Origin of the sequence: Lederbergia lenta NBRC 16444, assembly GCF_001591545.1 — a bacterium.
Taxonomy (GTDB): domain Bacteria; phylum Bacillota; class Bacilli; order Bacillales; family Bacillaceae_C; genus Lederbergia; species Lederbergia lenta.
The window spans coordinates 1,048,559-1,069,324 of the sequence record NZ_BCVC01000001.1 but is presented as its reverse complement, the minus strand read 5'-3'; the positions used below and the strand labels follow the sequence as shown (position 1 = coordinate 1,069,324).

The 20,766-nt window shown below is 36.2% G+C and carries 21 protein-coding genes; 1 reads left to right on the top strand and 20 read right to left on the bottom strand.

Going from position 1 to position 20,766, the window contains the following annotated elements:
• Window positions 1–122 precede the first annotated feature (122 nt).
• The 16 genes from mtrB to prsW all read right to left on the bottom strand — a co-directional run bounded on the left by mtrB (window position 123) and on the right by prsW (window position 14,874).
• Window positions 123–362, bottom strand: a complete 240-nt coding sequence (mtrB, locus tag BLE01S_RS04925) for a trp RNA-binding attenuation protein MtrB (protein ID WP_066137790.1) — start codon at window positions 360–362, stop codon at window positions 123–125.
• Window positions 363–404: 42 nt separating this feature from the next.
• A complete protein-coding gene (folE, locus tag BLE01S_RS04920; RefSeq protein ID WP_066137787.1) occupies window positions 405–971 on the bottom strand; it encodes a GTP cyclohydrolase I FolE in 567 nt (188 codons plus the stop codon).
• Window positions 972–1,172: 201 nt separating this feature from the next.
• Window positions 1,173–1,445, bottom strand: a complete 273-nt coding sequence (gene hbs, locus BLE01S_RS04915; RefSeq protein WP_066137785.1) for a non-specific DNA-binding protein Hbs — start codon at window positions 1,443–1,445, stop codon at window positions 1,173–1,175.
• Between the two features lie 233 nt (window positions 1,446–1,678).
• Window positions 1,679–3,157: a stage IV sporulation protein A gene (gene spoIVA, locus BLE01S_RS04910; RefSeq protein WP_066137782.1), complete on the bottom strand. Its 1,479-nt coding sequence runs from the start codon at window positions 3,155–3,157 to the stop codon at window positions 1,679–1,681.
• A gap of 160 nt (window positions 3,158–3,317) precedes the next feature.
• Entirely contained in the window at window positions 3,318–4,022 is a 705-nt protein-coding gene (locus BLE01S_RS04905) for a YphF family lipoprotein (RefSeq protein ID WP_066137779.1), read from the bottom strand.
• A gap of 58 nt (window positions 4,023–4,080) precedes the next feature.
• Window positions 4,081–4,281, bottom strand: coding sequence for a DUF2768 domain-containing protein (locus BLE01S_RS04900; RefSeq protein ID WP_066137776.1), 201 nt, complete (start codon window positions 4,279–4,281; stop codon window positions 4,081–4,083).
• A gap of 269 nt (window positions 4,282–4,550) precedes the next feature.
• Window positions 4,551–5,606 carry an NAD(P)H-dependent glycerol-3-phosphate dehydrogenase gene (locus BLE01S_RS04895; protein WP_066137774.1) on the bottom strand — a complete coding sequence of 352 codons (1,056 nt, stop codon included), beginning with the start codon at window positions 5,604–5,606 and terminating at the stop codon, window positions 4,551–4,553.
• Window positions 5,607–5,848: 242 nt separating this feature from the next.
• On the bottom strand, window positions 5,849–7,159 hold the full coding sequence (gene der, locus BLE01S_RS04890; RefSeq protein WP_066140909.1) for a ribosome biogenesis GTPase Der: 1,311 nt from the start codon (window positions 7,157–7,159) through the stop codon (window positions 5,849–5,851).
• A 164-nt stretch (window positions 7,160–7,323) separates the two neighbouring features.
• Window positions 7,324–7,920: a YphA family membrane protein gene (locus BLE01S_RS04885; RefSeq protein WP_066137772.1), complete on the bottom strand. Its 597-nt coding sequence runs from the start codon at window positions 7,918–7,920 to the stop codon at window positions 7,324–7,326.
• A gap of 137 nt (window positions 7,921–8,057) precedes the next feature.
• Window positions 8,058–9,194: a 30S ribosomal protein S1 gene (gene rpsA / locus BLE01S_RS04880; protein WP_066137768.1), complete on the bottom strand. Its 1,137-nt coding sequence runs from the start codon at window positions 9,192–9,194 to the stop codon at window positions 8,058–8,060.
• Window positions 9,195–9,339: 145 nt separating this feature from the next.
• Window positions 9,340–9,924, bottom strand: coding sequence for a lysophospholipid acyltransferase family protein (locus BLE01S_RS04875; RefSeq protein ID WP_066137766.1), 585 nt, complete (start codon window positions 9,922–9,924; stop codon window positions 9,340–9,342).
• The gene (gene cmk / locus BLE01S_RS04870) at window positions 9,921–10,604 is read right to left on the bottom strand and encodes a (d)CMP kinase (protein ID WP_066137760.1); all 684 of its coding nucleotides are present in this window, start codon (window positions 10,602–10,604) and stop codon (window positions 9,921–9,923) included. Before cmk ends, BLE01S_RS04875 begins: the two co-directional genes overlap by 4 nt.
• Window positions 10,605–11,000: 396 nt before the next feature.
• The gene (locus BLE01S_RS04865; protein WP_066137758.1) at window positions 11,001–11,651 is read right to left on the bottom strand and encodes a flagellar brake protein; all 651 of its coding nucleotides are present in this window, start codon (window positions 11,649–11,651) and stop codon (window positions 11,001–11,003) included.
• A 129-nt stretch (window positions 11,652–11,780) separates the two neighbouring features.
• A complete protein-coding gene (gene ypeB, locus BLE01S_RS04860; protein ID WP_066137756.1) occupies window positions 11,781–13,130 on the bottom strand; it encodes a germination protein YpeB in 1,350 nt (449 codons plus the stop codon).
• 15 nt (window positions 13,131–13,145) lie between these two features.
• Window positions 13,146–13,919, bottom strand: coding sequence for a spore cortex-lytic enzyme (gene sleB / locus BLE01S_RS04855; protein ID WP_411825158.1), 774 nt, complete (start codon window positions 13,917–13,919; stop codon window positions 13,146–13,148).
• A gap of 265 nt (window positions 13,920–14,184) precedes the next feature.
• Window positions 14,185–14,874 carry a glutamic-type intramembrane protease PrsW gene (gene prsW / locus BLE01S_RS04850; RefSeq protein ID WP_066137752.1) on the bottom strand — a complete coding sequence of 230 codons (690 nt, stop codon included), beginning with the start codon at window positions 14,872–14,874 and terminating at the stop codon, window positions 14,185–14,187.
• 104 nt (window positions 14,875–14,978) lie between these two features.
• Here prsW and BLE01S_RS04845 point away from each other — a divergent pair, with 104 nt between their 5' ends.
• Window positions 14,979–15,959: an asparaginase gene (locus tag BLE01S_RS04845; protein ID WP_066137748.1), complete on the top strand. Its 981-nt coding sequence runs from the start codon at window positions 14,979–14,981 to the stop codon at window positions 15,957–15,959.
• 381 nt (window positions 15,960–16,340) lie between these two features.
• Here BLE01S_RS04845 and BLE01S_RS04840 read toward each other — a convergent pair whose 3' ends face one another.
• The 4 genes from BLE01S_RS04840 to BLE01S_RS04825 form a co-directional block, all read right to left on the bottom strand.
• Window positions 16,341–17,309 (bottom strand): YpdA family putative bacillithiol disulfide reductase, encoded by a 969-nt coding sequence (locus tag BLE01S_RS04840; protein WP_066137746.1) that lies wholly within the window; start codon window positions 17,307–17,309, stop codon window positions 16,341–16,343.
• Window positions 17,310–17,497: 188 nt separating this feature from the next.
• The gene (locus tag BLE01S_RS04835) at window positions 17,498–18,070 is read right to left on the bottom strand and encodes an adaptor protein MecA (RefSeq protein WP_066137745.1); all 573 of its coding nucleotides are present in this window, start codon (window positions 18,068–18,070) and stop codon (window positions 17,498–17,500) included.
• A gap of 75 nt (window positions 18,071–18,145) precedes the next feature.
• Window positions 18,146–18,925 carry a metallophosphoesterase gene (locus BLE01S_RS04830; protein ID WP_066137743.1) on the bottom strand — a complete coding sequence of 260 codons (780 nt, stop codon included), beginning with the start codon at window positions 18,923–18,925 and terminating at the stop codon, window positions 18,146–18,148.
• A 396-nt stretch (window positions 18,926–19,321) separates the two neighbouring features.
• Window positions 19,322–20,743 (bottom strand): MDR family MFS transporter, encoded by a 1,422-nt coding sequence (locus BLE01S_RS04825; protein ID WP_066137741.1) that lies wholly within the window; start codon window positions 20,741–20,743, stop codon window positions 19,322–19,324.
• Between the last annotated feature and the right edge of the window lie 23 nt (window positions 20,744–20,766).

Genomic DNA, 20,766 nt, shown 5'->3' with positions numbered 1-20,766 from the left:
CGAGCGTCTCCATTTCTTTCTCGATTTATTTCTTCTCTTTACTCTAGGTCAATTATATCATAAAGACTAAGTGAGGTGCGAATGACTTAATTCTGGTAAAGTAAACCGCATCCTATTAATTATCATTTATGAGGTTTTCCTTCACTTTGGAGTTCTCCAAATGAAGTAATAATGTTCGCCTTACCACGCACTTTCATTGCAGACGTGTGCTCTGTAAACTGCGCAATCATCACTTCCCCATTATCGAGTTTTTCAGAATGATGAAATCTCGTGTCAGTCCCACGTGTTAATCCGATAACATTCACGCCATCTTCTAGCGCTTTAATTACAATAAACTCTGATGGTCCAGTGCTTTCTTTCATTCCATTCACCTCAATAAAAAAATAAAGATAGATGCTTATATATTATTCTTTAATTAATGATAGTACTTCAGCACGCGCTTGACTATCATTTGCAAATGCACCTCTAACCGCCGATGTAACAGTTTTAGCACCTGGCTTTTTAATACCTCTCATCGTCATGCACATATGTTCAGCCTCAAGGATAACCATTACTCCATATGGTTCCAGTTTTTCCATCATTACATTTGCAACTGTTGAGGTGATTCGTTCCTGCAATTGTGGACGAGCAGCAACTGTTTCCACAGCTCTTGCCAACTTACTCAAACCTGTTACCTTGCCATTTCGCGGAATATAAGCGACATGCGCTTTACCAAAAAACGGAACAAGATGATGCTCACACATGGAGAAAAACGGAATATCTTTAACAAGAACCAATTCTTCATGCTCTTCTCCAAAAATAGTTTCAAAATATTCTTCGGGGTTTTTATCTAGGCCGGAAAAAACTTCCTCGTACATTTTCGCTACACGTTTAGGAGTATCTATTAATCCCTCTCTATTAGGATCTTCTCCGATTGCCTCCAGTATCATCCGCACCGCTTCTTCAATCTGCGGGTGATTAAACTTTTTCATATTACATCCTCCCACTTTACAATCCATTTCATATTCTATTTAATCATTAAACTTCAAAAGAAAATAATAAGCTCATCTTATCATATCTTTCACTCTAATCAAAAGTAGAAGCGCTATATATGTATTTTTTATTGAAATTGAAAAGGAATCGTCCACAGACGATTCCTTTTCACATACGTTTCTAATTCAGAATGTATGTAATTATTTCACAGCATCTTTAAGTGCTTTACCTGGTTTGAACGCAGGTACTTTGCTAGCTGCGATTTCGATCTCTTCGCCAGTTTGAGGGTTGCGGCCTTTACGGGCAGCACGCTCACGCACTTCAAAGTTACCAAAACCGATCAATGCTACTTTGTCGCCATTAGACAATGCGTCTTGAATTGATTGGAAAACAGCATCAACGGCTTTTGTTGCATCTTTTTTAGATAGTTCAGTTGCTTCAGCAACAGAATTAATAAGTTCAGTTTTGTTCATACCATTCACCTCCTCCCGAATAAGAGAGTTCTTGTTCTGTAACTACTATTACATTTGTGAACAATTTAATGGATTTCTAAACATAGATGTAAAAGAAATCAATTGAATTACTGATGATTCAAGGTCTCAATAGCAATTCTGTTAAAAGATTATCATATTAAATTTGCGTTAGCAAGAATAAAAGCTGTATTTAATAGAAAAGGTGCCGAATATGGGATATTCGGCACCTTTTTCTATAAAATAATGGCAATTAATCCGCCCGATCCTTCGTTAATGATTCTTTCGAGTGTCTCTTTCAATTTATATCTAGCGTTCTCAGGCATCATAGCTATTTTTGCTTGGATACCTTCCCTAACAAGTGAACTTAAGCTTCGACCAAATATATCTGAATTCCAAATAGATAGTGGATCATCCTCAAAGTCTTGCATCAGATAGCGCACGAGTTCTTCACTTTGCTTTTCTGTTCCAATAATTGGAGCAAATTCAGATTCGACGTCCACTTTAATCATATGAATGGACGGGGCAACCGCTTTTAGCCTTACACCGAATCTGGAGCCTTGACGAATGATTTCCGGCTCATCTAAGCTCATGTCCGCTAATGATGGAGCTGCAATACCATAACCGGTTTGTCTGACCATCGCTAGCGCATCGGAAATTTGATCATATTCACGTTTCGCATCAGCGAAATCTTGCATTAATTCTAGTAAATGGTCCTTACCTCGGACTTCCACACCTACAATTTCTTTGAGAACTTGATCATATAAATCATCAGGGGCATTTAAATCAATCTCTGCAACCCCTTGCCCCATGTCCACACCTGCAAGCCCTGCATTTTCAATAAAATCAAAATCATAAAATTGTTGTACTACTCGATCTACATCACGTAGTCGCTTGATATCTTTCACCGTTTCCTTCACGGCATCTTGATAGCTAGACCTGAGCCAGTGATTATCATTTAATACCATGACCCAACTAGGTAAATTGACATTCACTTCTAATACTGGGAACTCATATAATGCCTCTCTGAGCACATTGAGCACATCTGCCTCTCGCATACCTTCTACAGACATTGCCAACACTGGAATATCATACTTCTCTCCTAGTTGCTTTCGCAAGTCCTCTGTCTCTGGGCTGTGCGGACGTGCAGAGTTAATGACCATAATAAATGGCTTGCCTACCTCTTTTAACTCCTCTATGACGCGCTCTTCTGCTTCTACATAATCATTACGAGGTATCTCTCCAATAGTCCCATCTGTGGTTACGACAACACCTAGCACGGAATGCTCTTGAATGACTTTCCTTGTTCCTATTTCGGCTGCTTCATGGAAAGAAATAGGTTCTTCATACCATGGAGTGGTGATCATTCTAGGGCCATTCTCATCTTCATACCCTTTAGCCCCTGGCACAGTATAACCAACACAATCTACAAGCCTTACATTTACATCTAATCCCTGTTCCACTTGAACAGAAATAGCATTATTAGGAACAAATTTGGGTTCTGTCGTCATAATCGTTCTTCCTGCAGCACTTTGTGGTAATTCATCTTGGGCTCTTGCGCGATCTGACTCATTTTTAATATTCGGTAAAACAACTAGTTCCATGAATTTTTTTATGAATGTAGACTTACCAGTTCGTACAGCGCCTACTACCCCTAAATAAATATCTCCGCCAGTTCTTTCTGCAATATCTTTAAATATATCTACCTTTTCCAAGAGGTTCCCTCCCATCATTGCGTTTTAAAGATCGTTCATCTTCAAAACGATTGGACACTATATGTTTATGATGTTGTCCGATTCTGTTATGACTATTAAAATAATAAAAACAAAAAATCCTTCTTCCACATTATATTGTGTAGAAGAAGGATTATGCTTATTATTCCATATAAACCGGTTCATTGTTTTCGTCTATTGTATAAGGTAATGAATATGCAGGTACGATTGGTGAATGATTAGATAAGATTTGTCTAATATCGTCTCCTGGTGAAAAATTATGGTCATTTTCTTGTAAACTAATAAATAAATCGCTGCTATAATCCACATATATTTCACCAGTACTTGTGATCACCAAAGGAAGATTATTATTCGTATAAGGCGATACTACATATGGTTCTGTTTTGTAACCGATTTTTGAATAATCGATCGAATAAATATTTTTTGCTATTGTCTCTTTATATGGAGGATATCCTTGTACTTTCATTCTTGTCTTTATCTCTCGTATTTTCTCAGCAATCCTCAAATCAATGACTTTTACGGTTGGTTTTGTTTCTACATCAATTAATACATATTGATATATTCCACCGCTTTCATAAGCATTTCCCGGTGAGCTAGATAAATACTGAGGTGTAAGCTTAAGAAAATCAATAGGATACTTTAAATACATCGGTGTATCCATATCTTTATTTTTAATTGGTAACAAACCACCACTAGATTCTTGAAATGTATCTACTGCTAGCTGTACGCTTTGAATTTGATCTTCATATGGGATTTGGTTTTCCTTTTTCTTTTCTTGCGGATATAGACATCCCGTTAATAATATGGATACCATAATAAACATCGATAGCTTAAAAATGGCCTTCATCGATCGCGTCATCCTTTCAACTCTTCATGTATCTACTCACGTGATCCGTTATCTATATTTAACTTGTAGGACCCGTCAAAACGACAAAAAGCATGAGCAAACCACCCAAAATCATAAAAATCCACGCTGTTAGTGTAGTTACAACTTTTAATATACCTCTATTTAATTTATATCGGCTTATGTATATCGTGAACATTGCCAGTGCCAATAGAATCATACCAATAATGGATATCCACATTTTTTGCATAGATAATGACATTTTCTTTCCTCCATAGCTTATTTTATGTATACGTACTCATACTGTATTTTCCCAAAAGCAATTATATCATGGCAAAAAAAATAAAAGCAGTTAAAAACTTACGAATTGATGTCCTTTTATACAATCATGTTGCAAAAAAACGAAGAAGCAAAGGAAAGAATCCCTTGCTTCTTACACGACAATCAATACCCATACCAACCGTTTAAGCAATGAACTTCACCGCATTATATGCTAGTAATTAAATTTGGCATTACCTTTAGCCCAGCAATCTATTGTTGTTCTAATTGCTCACTTAATATATCAACTAGATCTTCCATCTCATGTGTTTTCAAACGGCCCATTAACCTATCGACAGCTTCTTTTGAATCGACACCATTAAATAACATGCCATAAAGTGCCTCTGTAATAGGCATTTTAGATTGATATTTTTCAGCAAGCTGGTAGGCAGCCTTCGTAGTCCTCACACCTTCTACTACCATCCCCATATTACTTAGGACCTCTTCAAGCTTATGCCCTTTACCAAGTAAATTTCCGGCTTTCCAGTTCCGTGAATGAACGCTCGTACATGTAACAATTAAATCTCCAATTCCTGCCAAACCAGAAAACGTTAATGGGTTAGCTCCCATCTTTGTTCCTAATCGCGAAATTTCGGCCAAACCGCGCGTAATTAGAGCAGCTTTGGCATTGTCACCATAGCCTAAACCGTCGGAAATACCGGCTGCAAGCGCAATAATATTTTTTAATGCTCCACCAATTTCAACACCTATCATATCTGGGTTCGTATACACACGAAAATTCTGATTCATAAATAAATCCTGCACTTTTCTAGCATGATCCATATTTTTTGACGAAACTGTAACCGTTGTTGGGTGGCGTAGACCTACTTCCTCCGCATGACTTGGACCAGATAGAACGACAACATCTGTTAATAATTTCTCTGGGACTTCTTGTTCAATCATTTCTGATATCCTTAATAATGAATCAGGTTCAATACCTTTACTAACGTGAACAAAGGTTAAAGCATTTTCTTGTAAAGCGACAATTTGCTTCATCATATCCCTGATTGCCTTCGTAGGTACAGCTATTATAACTGTTTCAATATTTTTCAATACTTCCTCAAGAGATGTAGAAGCATGTATATTATTAGGGAGACAAATACCTGGCAAATATTTTTCATTCATATGTTTACTATTGATTTCATGAGCATGCTCACTATTTCTAGACCATAAATGAACTTGATGCTCATTATCTGCTAAGACAAGTGCCAATGCTGTCCCCCAACTACCAGCACCAATAACAGCAATTTTCTCTTTTTCATTCTGCATATGGCTCACCTACCCAATTCATAAAAATATACCCTACTATTTCTTACCTAATTATGTTCAAGTGCCTTCGACATCTCGCGCTTCTTCCACGTTGAAAGGAACGTAGACTAAAACCGCCACGTCCTTGTATTTGCTAGCCTCAGGTGCTAGGGGATAGAGATCATAGTCACACTCCGCAAAGATTAAAATCAATCCTCTCACCTGCTCGCCCCTAAACAAGCACCTTCCTCTTTTCTTATCATCTAGCTCCGTTGTCTTGTAATAATTCTAATTGGTGTTCCTTCGAAACCAAAAGCATCTCTAATTCTGTTTCGTAGGAATCTTTCGTAGGAAAAGTGCATTATTTCCGGTTCATTCACAAAAACGACGAATGTTGGCGGCTTGATGGCGACTTGTGTAGCATAATATACTTTAAGCCTACGCCCTTTATCTGAAGGAGCTGGGTTCATAGCAACAGCATCCACGATCACTTCGTTAAGTACACTAGATTGCACACGTTGCGAATGATTTTCACTTGCTGTTTTAATGGCAGGCAATAAGTTCGTTAAGCGTTTCTTTGTTTTTGCCGAAACAAACACTATTGGTGCGTAATCTAGGAATAAAAAATGCTCTCTAATTTGTTCCTCGAATTTCAGCATTGTTTTCTCATCTTTTTCAACTGCATCCCATTTATTTACGACAATAATAACCGCTCTTCCTGCCTCATGTGCATAGCCTGCGATCTTTTTATCTTGTTCTAGAATTCCTTCTTCACCGTTGATGACTACGAGGACAACGTCAGAACGTTCGATCGCTTTTAACGCTCGTAGTACACTGTATTTCTCCGTACTTTCATATACTTTTCCTTTTTTACGAATCCCTGCCGTATCAATAATCACGAAATCTTGATCTTCATATTGATAAGAAGAGTCAATTGCATCTCTTGTCGTTCCAGCGAGATCACTTACTATTACACGATCTTCATTTAGCAACGCATTTACAAGCGAAGATTTACCAACATTAGGCCTGCCGATAAAACTAAACTTAATAACATCTTCATCAAAATCATCTTCATCAATCTGCGGAAAATTCTTAACAACTTCGTCTAATAAATCTCCCAATCCTAAACCATGTGAACCGGAAATAGGAAATGGTTCTCCAAAACCTAAAGCATAAAAGTCATATATCTCTGCGCGCATTTCAGGATTATCTACCTTATTTACCGCTAACACAACAGGCTTTTTAGAACGGTAAAGGATTTTTGCCACTTCTTCATCTGCAGAAGTTACACCTTCTCTGCTATTTGCAATAAATATAATAACATCCGCTTCCGCAATTGCAATTTCTGCTTGTTGACGGATCTCTTCCAAAAAGGGAGCATCTCCAATTTCAATGCCGCCCGTGTCAATTAAATTAAATTCATACGACAGCCAATCACCAGGACTATAAATTCGATCCCTTGTTACACCTGGGGTATCCTCTACGATTGAAATTCTCTCTCCTACAATTCTATTGAAAATTGTTGATTTTCCTACGTTAGGGCGACCTACAATCGCCACTGTTGGTTTAGCCAATGCCATCACTCACTTTAATCAAATTATTCATTACTAGCTTTTGAAATACTTTCATTTTCATCCGCTTCAAACTTCATTTTCACTTCATGTTATCATAGTTTTTTATAAAGTGAAACTTCCACTTCATTGATAGACATACTCCCATCAACTAGATGCAACAATACTCATTGTTGTATTTTCCTTTTATTATTTAGCGTAGCTAAATCCACTAACTTTACTACGCTGTGTATAGATAGTAAACAAATAAAAGTTAAACATATAATGTCAAAAAATGCTGCCGATCCAATTAAATAAGGCATACTCCAGCGCGAGAGTATTACAGCAAATAATATTTCACCATGTATTGTGCCTAAACAAATAAAAACAAATCTCCATTTTAGAGATGAAGGGTAAATAAAGTAAGATAAACTAAGAAAAATAAATGATAATATGATTTTTCGATCAAAAAAAATCCAAATAGGATCGTACAACTCAAATAATTGGAATCCTGAATATCCGACCATTAAAGCAATAACCGCTAATATCATGTATATTCTTTTCAAAATTGGTAACTTAGATGCAATATAATAATTAATGAATAGTAAGAGTAAAACTGCACCGCTGATGGTAATAGAAAAAACAGGTATGGCATACGGAAACACAATAATTATTAATAACACTATTAACGCTATAGGGCGGCGTAAAACTTCCTGTTTATCTATTATAAATGTGGCAATAATCCATATACCCCATAAAAAAAATAAAGTTAATATTCCATCCACTATTATCCCCTCCACCTATACCATTATCGGAATATAGGTAGAGATTTAATCAATAAATATAAAAAAGCTGTCTTTTCGTTTGTTTATACCCCTCAAGAATAATAGAGAGAATAAACAACGAAAGGACAGCTTCCAGCTTACTTTTTAAAGTTTTTTAATTTATCGCCAATCATATCACTTAACTGAAAACCTTTAGATTCTTCAGGCACTTCATAATCCTTTTGCTGATATTCAGCCTCTTCCAGCTCTTTCATACTTAGGGAAAGACGTTGGTCATGTTCATTAGCATCAAGAACTTGTACTTTTACTTGCTCGCCTTCCTGTAATACTTCATGGGGGGTTCCTATGTGCTTATGAGAGATTTGTGAAATATGCACCAAACCTTCCACACCTGGAAAAACTTCTACAAATGCACCAAATGATACAAGACGTTTAACTTTTCCTTCAAGAACAGCGCCTTTTGGTGCTTTTTCTTCAATATTTGTCCAAGGCCCAGGAAGCGTTTCTTTTATAGATAGTGAGATTCTTTCATTATCACGATCTATTGATAATACTTTTACCTGAACTTGGTCCCCTTCTTTCACAACGTCAGATGTCTTTTCAATATGTTCATGAGACAATTGTGATATATGAACCAAGCCATCAACTCCGCCTATATCAACAAATGCACCAAAGTCAGTTAAGCGTTGTACTGTGCCATTTAATGTTTCACCTGGCTCAATTTTTTCTAATAAGGATTTTTTCTCTTGCTCTTTCTCTTCTTCTAAAACAATACGATGCGATAAAATCAAGCGATTCTTATCACGATCTAACTCGACAATTTTAAAGGAAAGCATTTTCCCTTGATAATCTGAGAAGTCTTCTACGTAGTGGTCTTCTACCATAGATGCTGGTACGAACCCTCTTACACCTAAATCTACTACGAGTCCACCTTTTACAACTTCATTTACTTCCGCATCAAACACTAAATTATTATTAAATCGCTCCTCAAGTGCTTCCCATGCACTTTCTGCATCCACTTTACGTTTAGATAACACTAGTAATTCTTCTTCCACTTTTGTTACGACTAAGTCAAGTACTTCATCTTCTTGAACGACATCTGATGCTTTTTCCACGTGTAGACTTGAAAGTTCACTAATGGGAATAATTCCATCGACTTTACTGCCTTCCACATTTACAAGGACCTGTTTTTCTTCAATTTTCGTGACAGTTCCTTTTACTTTATCACCTTCAGAAAAATTCCCTACTTCTAAATTATCCATTTCCTCAGACATATGTACTCCTCCTATCGACTTAAAAATGCTAGAATTACGCGTTTATATCATTTAACACGTTGATTGCTAAAATCCTCACATAATTCGAAATAATTATCTTGTTACTAACTTCTTACAAAGCTTGGTTTTTGTCAAGTATTTACCTTTATGATCGATTAGCTTCAAGAATGTTTTTAATCTCTGCCATGATTACTTCAGTTGCTTGCTCTGCAGACACTTTATTACTGCGCATTTCATCGAGATCAATAGGCGGACCATATACAACTTTTAATTTCCTGAATGGTTTATACGGACCAATTATCGCACAAGGAACAACATGAGCGTCAGATCTTAAAGCGAAAAACCCCGCTCCTGCAAGCCCTTTTCCTACTTCGCCATCCTTACTACGAGTCCCTTCAGGAAAGAGTCCGACAACCTCACCGGATTTTAATAATTTTAATCCTTTTCTTAATGCCTCTCTATCACTCATACCCCTTTTGACAGGAAACGCTTGAATACTTTCCATCAATTTCTTTGACATCGGATTTTTAAACAATTCTGCCTTTGCCATGAAGTATACAGGCCTTGGACAAGTAAAACCGACTACAGGTGGATCAAGATTATCAATGTGATTCGAACAAAGCAGGACACCACCGTTTTTCGGAAAATGTTCTGCTCCAATTACTTCAATTCGATATAGTGGTTTTAATATTGTTCTCACTACTGCCCTAGCAAAAATATAAAAACTCATTGGGCTTCGATCCTTTCTTGTGCCAACTTCATTATTTCATGAGCCACCTCATCAATCGAAAGATTGGAAGTATCAATTTCAATTGCGTCTGCCGCTTTTACTAATGGTGAAACTTCTCGTTCCATATCAGATTTATCACGGAGTTCGATTTCCTTCATTAATTGGCTCATATCAGACGAAAATCCTCTAGATATATTTTCTTGATGACGCCGCTGTGCCCTTATTTCAACACTCGCTAACATAAATATTTTTAATTCTGCTTTCGGGAGCACACTCGTTCCAATATCTCTTCCATCCATTACTACGCCGCCATTTTGTCCCAACTGTTGTTGCCTTGACACCATTTCTTCACGTACAGCTCGGGATGCGGCTACAATAGATACTTTATTCGTTACAACCGCCTCTCGAATCGCAGCCGTTACATCATTACCATCTAAAATAACCAATTGGCCATTTTCAGACGGTTTTAATTCAATTTTTGTTTCAGGTAACAACTTTTTTAACTGTTCTTCATTATGAATATCAACTTGCTCAGTTATCGCTTTATATGTTAATGCCCGATACATAGCTCCTGTGTCAACATAAACGTAGGACAGTTTCTCAGCTGTTAATTTGGCAACCGTACTTTTACCTGCTGCTGCCGGACCATCAATAGCAATACTAATTTTCTTTTTGCTCATCTTCATCACCTGCTAGTTCATTAATTACAATTTTTATTTCTTATTCAATATTAACACACTCGTGGCATTAAAATTAAGGAAAAAGAAGCCCGGTTGACGAAAAACACGTGCTTCTTGCTTATTTATATGTATAAACATAATATCAAATTATTCTGTCATCGGATCATTTCATGGCAAACAAACGCATATGGAAATGGGACCAAAGTTGATTTCTGCTCCAATCAATAAAGCTAAAGCCTTCTATTGGTGAGTTATTAAATGTGCTTAAGGGAAATGTTCGGATTGTGGTCCGATTAAGCATTGATGATATTAACTCGACTATAAATAAATTATTTCTTTAAACGGCTATAACACCAATAAAATCTGTCATTTATGTAGGTTCTATTTAGCTCAGTGTTAAATCTCTATTTCTTTTTTTCGTCGTTCCAGTTGTTTTTCGAAACTAAAGCGGATTAATTGTTGTTCATACTTATCGCTGTTTAAAAACTGTAATGAAGCTAACGTAATATTTTCTTTTTCATGTATCCGTGTAACCCTGCACTCTAATTCTAGATAATGATATTCTTTATTTTGCATCGGTAAAACGACAGTCGTCATTCCTACCTCACCATTTTGCAGATGTATATGTTTCGGGATAACGATTGCACACCCCCCAGCACTGAAATCATCTGAAATAGTCGTAAATTTGGACTCACTTATCGGAAAATCACAAGCGATATCTACAGAAGTTTCTATTCTGACAAATTCCCTACGTTGTATTCTTTGTATCTTTTTCTCTTCCGGTAAATGAAGCGCTATCATCGGTATTGGATCTTTTACTCGTCCTGTAACATAAGATTCAAACGAATAAGCATCTGATTGCTCATCAACAAAGTTTACAGAAATAGTCATCCCATTTGCTAAAAATGAAGTTTTTTTCGTGATCAAGCTTACTGGGTATTGGATAAAGACTTTTTCATTTGTAAAATCAGCAATTTTAGATTTATACTTCTCTATTTCAGTTTCTGAATGTATTTCAAGAATGACTTCCATACCAACCTTTATCATTTTCGCCACATCCTATAGAATAGTTACATTTTCCTATTCTATTATCGCATTTTATCATCCATTCTGCCACTCTTTCTATACAAATGAAGACGCGGATTAGCTTTATGGCCAACCCGCATCTTATGTTCTCTATACGACATCCTCATATACTCTCTCAGCATTTTGTAACTTTTCGATTTTTTCTTCCTGGCCACTTTCTGCATTAATATATATTCGATACGTATCATGGTCCATTGTCCCTATGAATTCATAGCATAAAACTTCATCACCTAGATCATTGATGATGATCGCTAAACGATTTTCCATTATTTTAACATTTGAGTTTATATACTCACTCGCATCTGACAGTGAGATACCTGGTTCAGGTATTTTACGTTCCTTAGTACCCTTTAAATAGTCATCAGCTGCAAAACCAACAATTTGTCCATTATCTAATGCTACTTTTAATTTAATTGATTCTGGGTAGATAGTTACATCGTCCTGAACTGATGTAAATGTTAGCAATCCAATTGAATCATATTGCATACTTTCTGATAGCTTTAGCTTTTGATAGTCATTATCCTTCAAAAACTTCTCTGCCTTTGCTACCGCATCATTTAAACTGATTTTTTGATCACTTACTTCTCGATGATTAATGAACCAGATAGGATAGCCACCTTTTTTAGTGATATCTACACTAGTAGTGTTTCCCTTCCCATCATCAAGATTTACACTATAAAATCCATACTTGGCGCCCTTCCCATTTTCAGCAACTACAGCATCTTTAATAGTAGATATTCCAGCTTGTTTTTTAGCAAGCTTTACTGCTTCTTCCTTTGTAATTGCTTTTCCTTTTAAATGATCATAATTTTCATCTTTTTGTTTAAATGAAACGATAGTTGGGTCTTGTAAATTTTCCTCGTCATATCCTTTCACTTGCTTTTCGACGGTTTTAAATCCGTCAATTATTGTATTATCCGCACTTTCTTTTCCAGCAGCTAAAGCCATCTCCACATCCATCCAACGCAAATTATTTTTTAAGACGAGGTGTTGCACATTTCGTAATTCATTTCGTATTTCATTGCTTTGACCGTACATTTTTTTCAGTGTTGCATATTCTTCATCAGATAGTGGCTCTTTATCAAGATCACGGACTGAAGTTTTATAACTAAAGTCTCCGATATTTGCTAGAAATTCTTCCGTTTTATTAAATGGAATCAACGTGAGGGGTAGTTGACCTACTTCACCTCGTGCTTCTGATGTGATTCTCCAAACATCTGCCAAGGTTGGTGATAAAGATTTCTTAGAATTCATCGCTAACGTGGAACCTATTTGATCATGAAGATGGTCCATTTGATATGTTAAATTATGAAATGCACGCTGATAAGTATTTTCCGCATTAATTAATATCGCATTTTTTTCTTGATGTTCTTGGTATCCCCAGAATGCTGTTCCTGCGACACCAATAGCCAAAACGACAATTAAAATATTCCTAAACATTATTGTTCACCTCCGTTATTTACAAAAAATATGTTTGCCAATTTTTTTAATTTGGGGCCTTGTCCATATCCATGCACTTGTTGCTGTATCTGGATTAAAATAATACAAGGCGCTTGTGGACGGATCCCAACCATTAATAGCATCTAATACCGCTTCTTTTGCTCTCTCGTTAGGTGTTAGCCAAATTTGACCATCGGCAACTGCTGTAAATGCCCTTGGTTCAAATATCACTCCTGAAACAGTATTAGGAAAGGATGAGCTATTCACTCTGTTTAATATTACAGCTGCGACTGCTACTTGGCCTTCATATGGCTCTCCTCTTGCTTCTCCATATACGGCGTTCGCCATTAATTGAATATCATTTTGCGAGAAACCTGCAGGTGAGTTCATTCCTTTATTTTGGGATTGCACTGTCTGATTGTTCGAACTTGCTTGACCCGATTGTTTTGATAAATCTGTACCACCATAATGACTAAATGAATTCCCTTTGTTTAATTGTTCTTGTACAAACGTCTTGTCATAATTGGAAGCTTTCGTTAATTTTTCCTTTGTTTTTCCTCCTGCTAAACCATCAACAGGAAGCCCAAAGTCGTTTTGGAAGTTTCTTAACGCCCAGTACGTCCCCCACCCGAATACACCATCAATTTTCCCAGTATAAAAACCAAGATATTGAAGCCGTGACTGGAGCTCAATCACATCATCTCCAACAGCGCCTTTTTGAATAACCTGATTTGTAAACGCCTTGGCTTCCTGTATGGGATGTGCTGATAGCATTATGGCACATATCATTAGAACAGAGATTAGTTTAATCATTCTGCCAGACTTCATTTTATCAAACCCTCCAACATAAGATTTCATGAAGATAGTGTCTGAATTAACAAGTTTTTTTATTCACTTACTTAAAAAATTAGTAGAAAAATGAAAATTGTAGTTTTGCGACGAACATACTACGCACACGGAATATGAAAACGCCGATACACTTAGCCACTTGCGAGTTAAAATAAATATTCGATCATATGTACAATTTAACGAAAAAAATACACCACTCTATCATTCAGAATGGTGTACTTTTTTCGTTAAATTTCTGCATATAATGTTTTTTTGTTAGTATATGGGCGTGCTTAACTTTCCTTATTCCGAACCACCAAAGAAAGAACATAAATGGAAGTAAGTAATAAAGCCATTTTTCTTGTGTTAAAAGGATATAATCATATAAACCATGTAATAAAAATGGGACAAAAAAAGATATCAAGATCCAACGATGTTTTTTACCACCAATATTAAATTTAGCTTTACCAAGATAATAACCCATTAACACCCCAAACAAGGCATGACTTGATACAGGAAACAATGCCCTACCAAATGCAAAACCAACCCCATTTGCGACTAAAAAGAGTATATTCTCGACAGTAGCAAATCCTAAGGAGATACTTACTCCATACACAATTCCATCATATGGCTCATCAAAATCTGCGTGTTGATATACAGCAAAAAATAACATGAACCATTTAAAAAACTCTTCTAATAATGAGGCGGATACATAGGAATGAAGAATATTATTTGTTATCAGGCCTTCTGCATCTATTACATATTGGATGAACATAATCGGAAAAGTGATGAATACTCCAAATAAAAAGACTTTAAATACCATCAAGACTGGCTCTTGATCGTATTGATCTTTTAAATAAAAGTAACTGAGCAAAGCAAGTCCTGGGGCAATACCAGCTGATAAAATAAACAGCATAAACAGCCCTCTTTTCTTTCTGTTTCCTTCATCGTATCATGGAAGAGAGTAATTGAACATGCACTTTTTAAAAGCAAGTAATTATGAAAGCAAGGTGTTGACAAATGAAGCGCATTCTTATCATTCATACAGGTGGAACAATCGCAATGCTAGAGGATGAACAAACAGGTGCAGTAGCTCCTAGTGAAAATAATCCACTAATTGGATTAACAAGTAAAATAGATGGACTTGCAGATTTTATAATAAAACAGCCGTTTAATATGCCCTCTCCCCATATTACACCTAATGAAATGAATATTTTAAAAAGATTAATCGAGAAAGAAACGAAAGATCAGCAAGTGGACGGTATTGTTATCACACATGGGACAGATACATTGGAAGAAACCGCTTATTTTCTTGACCTTACTGTTAACTTAAATATCCCTATCGTTATGACTGGAGCTATGCGGTCGAGCAATGAAATTGGATCCGACGGGTTGTATAATTTTATCTCTTCTGTTCGTGTCGCATCTTCGGATGACGCCAAAAACAAAGGAGTACTCGTTGTTCTAAACGATGAAATCCACACGGCAATGAATGTAACAAAAACACATTCCAGCAATGTCGCTACTTTTCAAAGCCCACAATTTGGTCCAATTGGAATTGTCACTAAAGGAAAAGTTATTTTTCATTACCAACCAACCTATCGGGAAAATTATGATCTGACAGAGGTAAGTAAACGTGTTGCATTAATAAAAGCATTCGCAGGTATGGATTCTGAACTCTTCCAAGCGATACAAGATTTAAATTATGACGGTGTGGTAATAGAAGCGCTTGGCCAAGGTAACCTTCCTCCAGCAACACTGCAAGGAATAAAAAATTTATTGCAATCAAATATACCAATTGTTCTTGTTTCAAGATGCTTTAATGGTATTGCCCAAGATATTTATAGTTATTCCGGTGGGGGAAAGGAACTGAAAGATCTCGGAGTCATCTTTTCCAATGGGTTAAATGGTCAAAAAGCAAGGCTAAAATTACTTGTTACACTTACACAAACAAATAACCCTAATCAACTTTATCGCTTTTTTGATAACAAAACCAAGTAAACATAAACAAAAATATAGCCAATTAACTAGGAGCACAGAATCAAATTCTTTTTAGAAAGTAGGTTTTTCGAAGCTTACTGCGAGGCAAGCGGACGATTCACCAATAAAATATGAAATTCCACTTTTCTAATTACGCATTCCTTTTTATAATGAAAATAAGATTATTTTAGAAGTGTGTAGTTTAAAAACCTTCTACCTGATAGATCTGTAAATCATAGAATTCTTAAAAAAATATTCGTATTTTCTTAAATATTCTCTCTTTTGCTTTTAGTCGTGTATATGAAAAAAAATCAAAGAAAACTTTAAAAGGCAGTTGGAACAATTCATTCCAACTACCTTTTGTCTTCAATCTGTAACCCTAGCATTCAATTAGGACTTTTTTTATGTTTCTTTCATCTGGATAGCCTGTGCAATTTGGCCGCCATGAAAGCGTCCGTTTTCAATAAATATTTCATTTGCGTCATTTCCCGCCGCTATCACACCTGCGATATATAGATGAGATACATTTGTTTCCATCGTATTTGAATCAAAAATTGGTTTGCCAGTTTCAGTTTCAATTTCTACGCCAATATCTCGCAAAAATGAGTGATCCGGATGATAACCTGTCATCGCGAACACAAAATCATTAGGGATTTCTTTTACTACATTATCAACCTCATATTTGATCGTTTTATTGGTAATTTCAGTCACACAAGTATTAAATTCCATTTTTATTTCGCCGCTCTTTACAAGCGCAATAAATTCAGGAATAATCCATGGTTTAACACTTGGTGAATAATCACTTCCTCGATATAAACATGTTACATGCGCTCCAGCTTTATGCAGTTCTAAAGCAGCATCGACCGCAGAGTTTTTCCCGCCGATCACTGCAACTTCTGTATCAAAATAAGGATGACCTTCTTTAAAGTAGTGATAAACCTTGTCAAGTTCCTCTCCAGAAATCCCCATATAATTCGGTTGATCATAATAACCGGTTGCGATAATAACATATTTTGATTGATAATGACCTTTATTTGTTTTTATCTCAAAAATGCCATTTTCTCGTTGTTGAATATTTTCTACCGTTTCAAAGCGGTTAATTCGTAATTCCTGACTTCTCGCTACTTCACGATAATAAGTTAAAGCTTGATTTCTGAATGGTTTCCTCTCCACAGTAATGAAAGGGACATCACCTATCGAAAGCTTTTCACTTGAACTAAAGAAAGTCTGATGGGTTGGATAATTGTAAATAGCATTTACAATATTCCCTTTTTCAATGATAAGTGGATTTTTCCCAATTTCTTTTAATGCAATGGCTGCTGCAAGACCACACGGCCCTCCACCGACGATAATGCAATCTTCAATTTGCAAAGCTGTACTCTCCTGTCTTACCGATCACAAGCTTTCACCCAAGTACTGTACAGGCTATCTTTGCTAGTACGAACTTGATATTTCAAGGCTACATTTATTTTCATTGAAAAGTGATTCGGATAATAGTGTAAAAAATCTCCTATCTATACATGATAGGAGATTTTAAAATGTAGTGCAATTAAATTGAATTAAAAATACTTACAGAGTGTTGCAATGGCTTGTTTTTGACTAATTAACTTTCCATATTCATTTAAGACAATAGATGAAAGCAACGAGCTACAGCCGAATTCTTGGCATAAAGTTTCAATCCCTATATACTTTATCGTTTCGATTTTGATTACTAAGTAATAAATATCTTCCATTGCATATAATGAGCTCTCTAATAGTTCAGGCTGTAGCTGATTAATAGCTTTAGCTAAGGAGATACAATGCTCGATATCATGAAAACTAAAAACGAAATTCTCTTTTTCAGTAATGTCTTCCTCCAACACTTTCTCTATTCTAGGTACTATTTGTTCCTCATCATCCAAAGTCAAAATTAAAACAAGTTCTTTCGATGTAAGCGAAAAAATTTCAATTGCTACTGCTTCGCATTCCTCCAGCTCAAAAATCTTGCTTGCTTCAACAAGCATTTCATCAAACAGTTCATCCCAAATAAACGATTCTTTCATTATATCTTCTTGAATAAACCCTCTCACTTTCAACTCTTCAAATGTAATGGAGTATCTAATCTGATTCGGTGAAATTCGCTCAAGCTTCATGAAAACGCCCCCTGAATGCTGCTCTTATCTATATATTATGAAGCGCAAAGAGGATGGTTCATGAATTGAGTTTGATCATATATTCTTCGTATCGCCATATCCGATTGTAATAAGATGTGTTTCGGATTTTGCCCCAAGTCTAAGGGGGAGATGCCTTGTTCCATAACCGTTACTAATAAATAATGTCGTGCCATTTATATTTCTGATTCCCCCATGACTGTATGGACCAAAGCCAAAAATCCGAATTTGACCTCCATGTGTATGTCCACTTAAAACAAGTGAAATATTATGTTCCTTTTCGAGAACATGAATAATATCTGGATTATGGCTAATTAACATGCGGAAATCATCTTTTTTCCTGCCATCCAGAATATTCTCTATCGGTTCCCTACTATTCATAAGATCATCTATCCCTATAATCACGAACTCTTTATCTTTTTTTCGTATTGATAAAGTTTCATTATTAAGAATAATTATTCCACATTCTCGTAAAAGTGAAAGAAGCCGGTCCGTGTTAACCTTATAATCGTTATTTCCCCACACGAAATAAACAGGCCCGATTTGCTTCAGTTGGATCAAGTTATTTTTCACACGTGCAAATGGTACCCCTTTTTCAGTTAAGTCTCCACCAATTATAACGATTTCTGCTTTATCCTTTACTCCATGAATTATCTCTTCATTAATTGTGCGTCGATGGATATCTGATATGAATAAAAATGTGAATTCTCCAAGACTTTTAGGAAATCCATCGAAAGATAATTTTTCTGCTATTATTCGATTGGAGAATGCTTCACGCAACATATAGGAACCTAAAGTAATAAACCCAATCATTACTAAGATTAAAACGATTTCCATACACTCACCCTAAGTTTAGATTAGCTTTTATCATATCATATTCCTTCATAAGGAAAAAAAGAATGTTTTCTTAGGTATGCGGACTAGTACTTCATTATACGATTAAATGATAGGAGCAAAAAGGAGGAATTCATTCCTAGTTTCTAAAATGTATAAACCTTTTTTTAAGGTGGCTAATGCGTTCGGTACTGGTTTTCAGTACCCTCAATAAACTAAGAAAATTCTCCATAATTGTAATATAAATGTAGTTAAACTTTGCGACAGCCTTCTTATGGCATCTTATAATAAAAAGTTTTTGGAATTAGACATTGCTATATCCAAAAACTTCGATTGATAGTAAATTATCTACAGTAAGTAATACTGCTTATTAAAACAATATCAACTAACAGACCACTCTTATTCATTTAGTATTTTCCCTTTTTCTCTATTTATCGTTTCTTGCTTTTTTACACGGAACGACAATAAAATACCTAAAATCCCTACTATAGATGCAATCATAAATGCATCTTGAATCCCAACCATTGCTGCTTGTTTAGGTTGTTGAAGTGATGTGTTTAAGGATGCATTACTCATAACAGAAACTAGGATTGCAGTTCCAATTGATCCGCCAACCATCCGGATTGTATTGCTCATTGCAGTACCATGAGGAATAAGATGGCGCGGCAAGGCATTAATGCCAGCTGTCATTAACGGCATCATCATCATCGAGATACCAATCATCATTATGAAAAATATTGTCGCAATCCATACGATAGATGTATCGAGTGACAAGTTTGCATACAAAATCAACGACACCGTAATTATGGAAAAACCACTTACAGAAAGCCACTTCCCACCAAACCTATCAAATACCCTCCCAGTTACCGGAGACATAAAGCCCATGATTAGTGCCCCTGGAAGCAACATTAAGCCCGATTCAAGAGCGGTAAAGCTTGCTATATCCTGTGCGTAAATGGGTAATAGTGTTTGTGTTCCTACCATGGTCGCAAATACTAAGACAGACAATATTGTTGTGACCGCAAACATTGGTGAGTTAAAGACACGGAATTCCAACATCGGCTGCTTTAGCTTCAACTGTCTTAGGATAAAGATGAATAATGCTACCGCCCCAACGCTAATTGTCCCAATAACTTGCGCGCTCGTCCATCCTGCTGTACCAGCGATACTAAATCCGTAAAGTAAACCTCCCCATCCAAAGGTGGAAAAAACAATAGATATAAGGTCTATTTTTATTTGCTTTTGTTCGGTTACATTTTTCATGAGGAATATTGCTAACAGTAGAACGATCAAAGAAACGGGTAGCACAGTGTAAAATAGAGATCTCCATGAGAAATGGATAATGAGCCAGCCTGCTAATGTTGGACCTATTGCAGGGGCAAAACCCGTGACAAGGCCAACCAGTCCCATTGCAGATCCTCTTTTCTCAGGTGGAAAAAGGGTTAGCATAACCGTCTGCATTAAGGGCATCATGATCCCAGCCCCAACAGCTTGAACAATTCTCGCTAAAAGCAACATAGAAAAACTAGGTGCGATTGCGCCTACCAACGTTCCGAGTGAAAAAATACTTAACGCAGCAACTAAAAGATGTTTGCTTGAAAACCTTTCTATAAAAAATGCTGTGACCGGTATTAATATTCCGTTCGTTAACATAAACGCCGTTGTCAGCCACTGGGCCTGACTTGGATTAATTTGAAAATCACTCATTATAGGAGGAATGGCTATAATGATTAACGTTTGATTCAAAATGGTAACAAAAGACGCCGATAACAAGATTCCGATAATAAGGTTTCGGTTAAATGACTGTTTTTCAGATATCATCTATTTTAAGCTCCTATCAACTA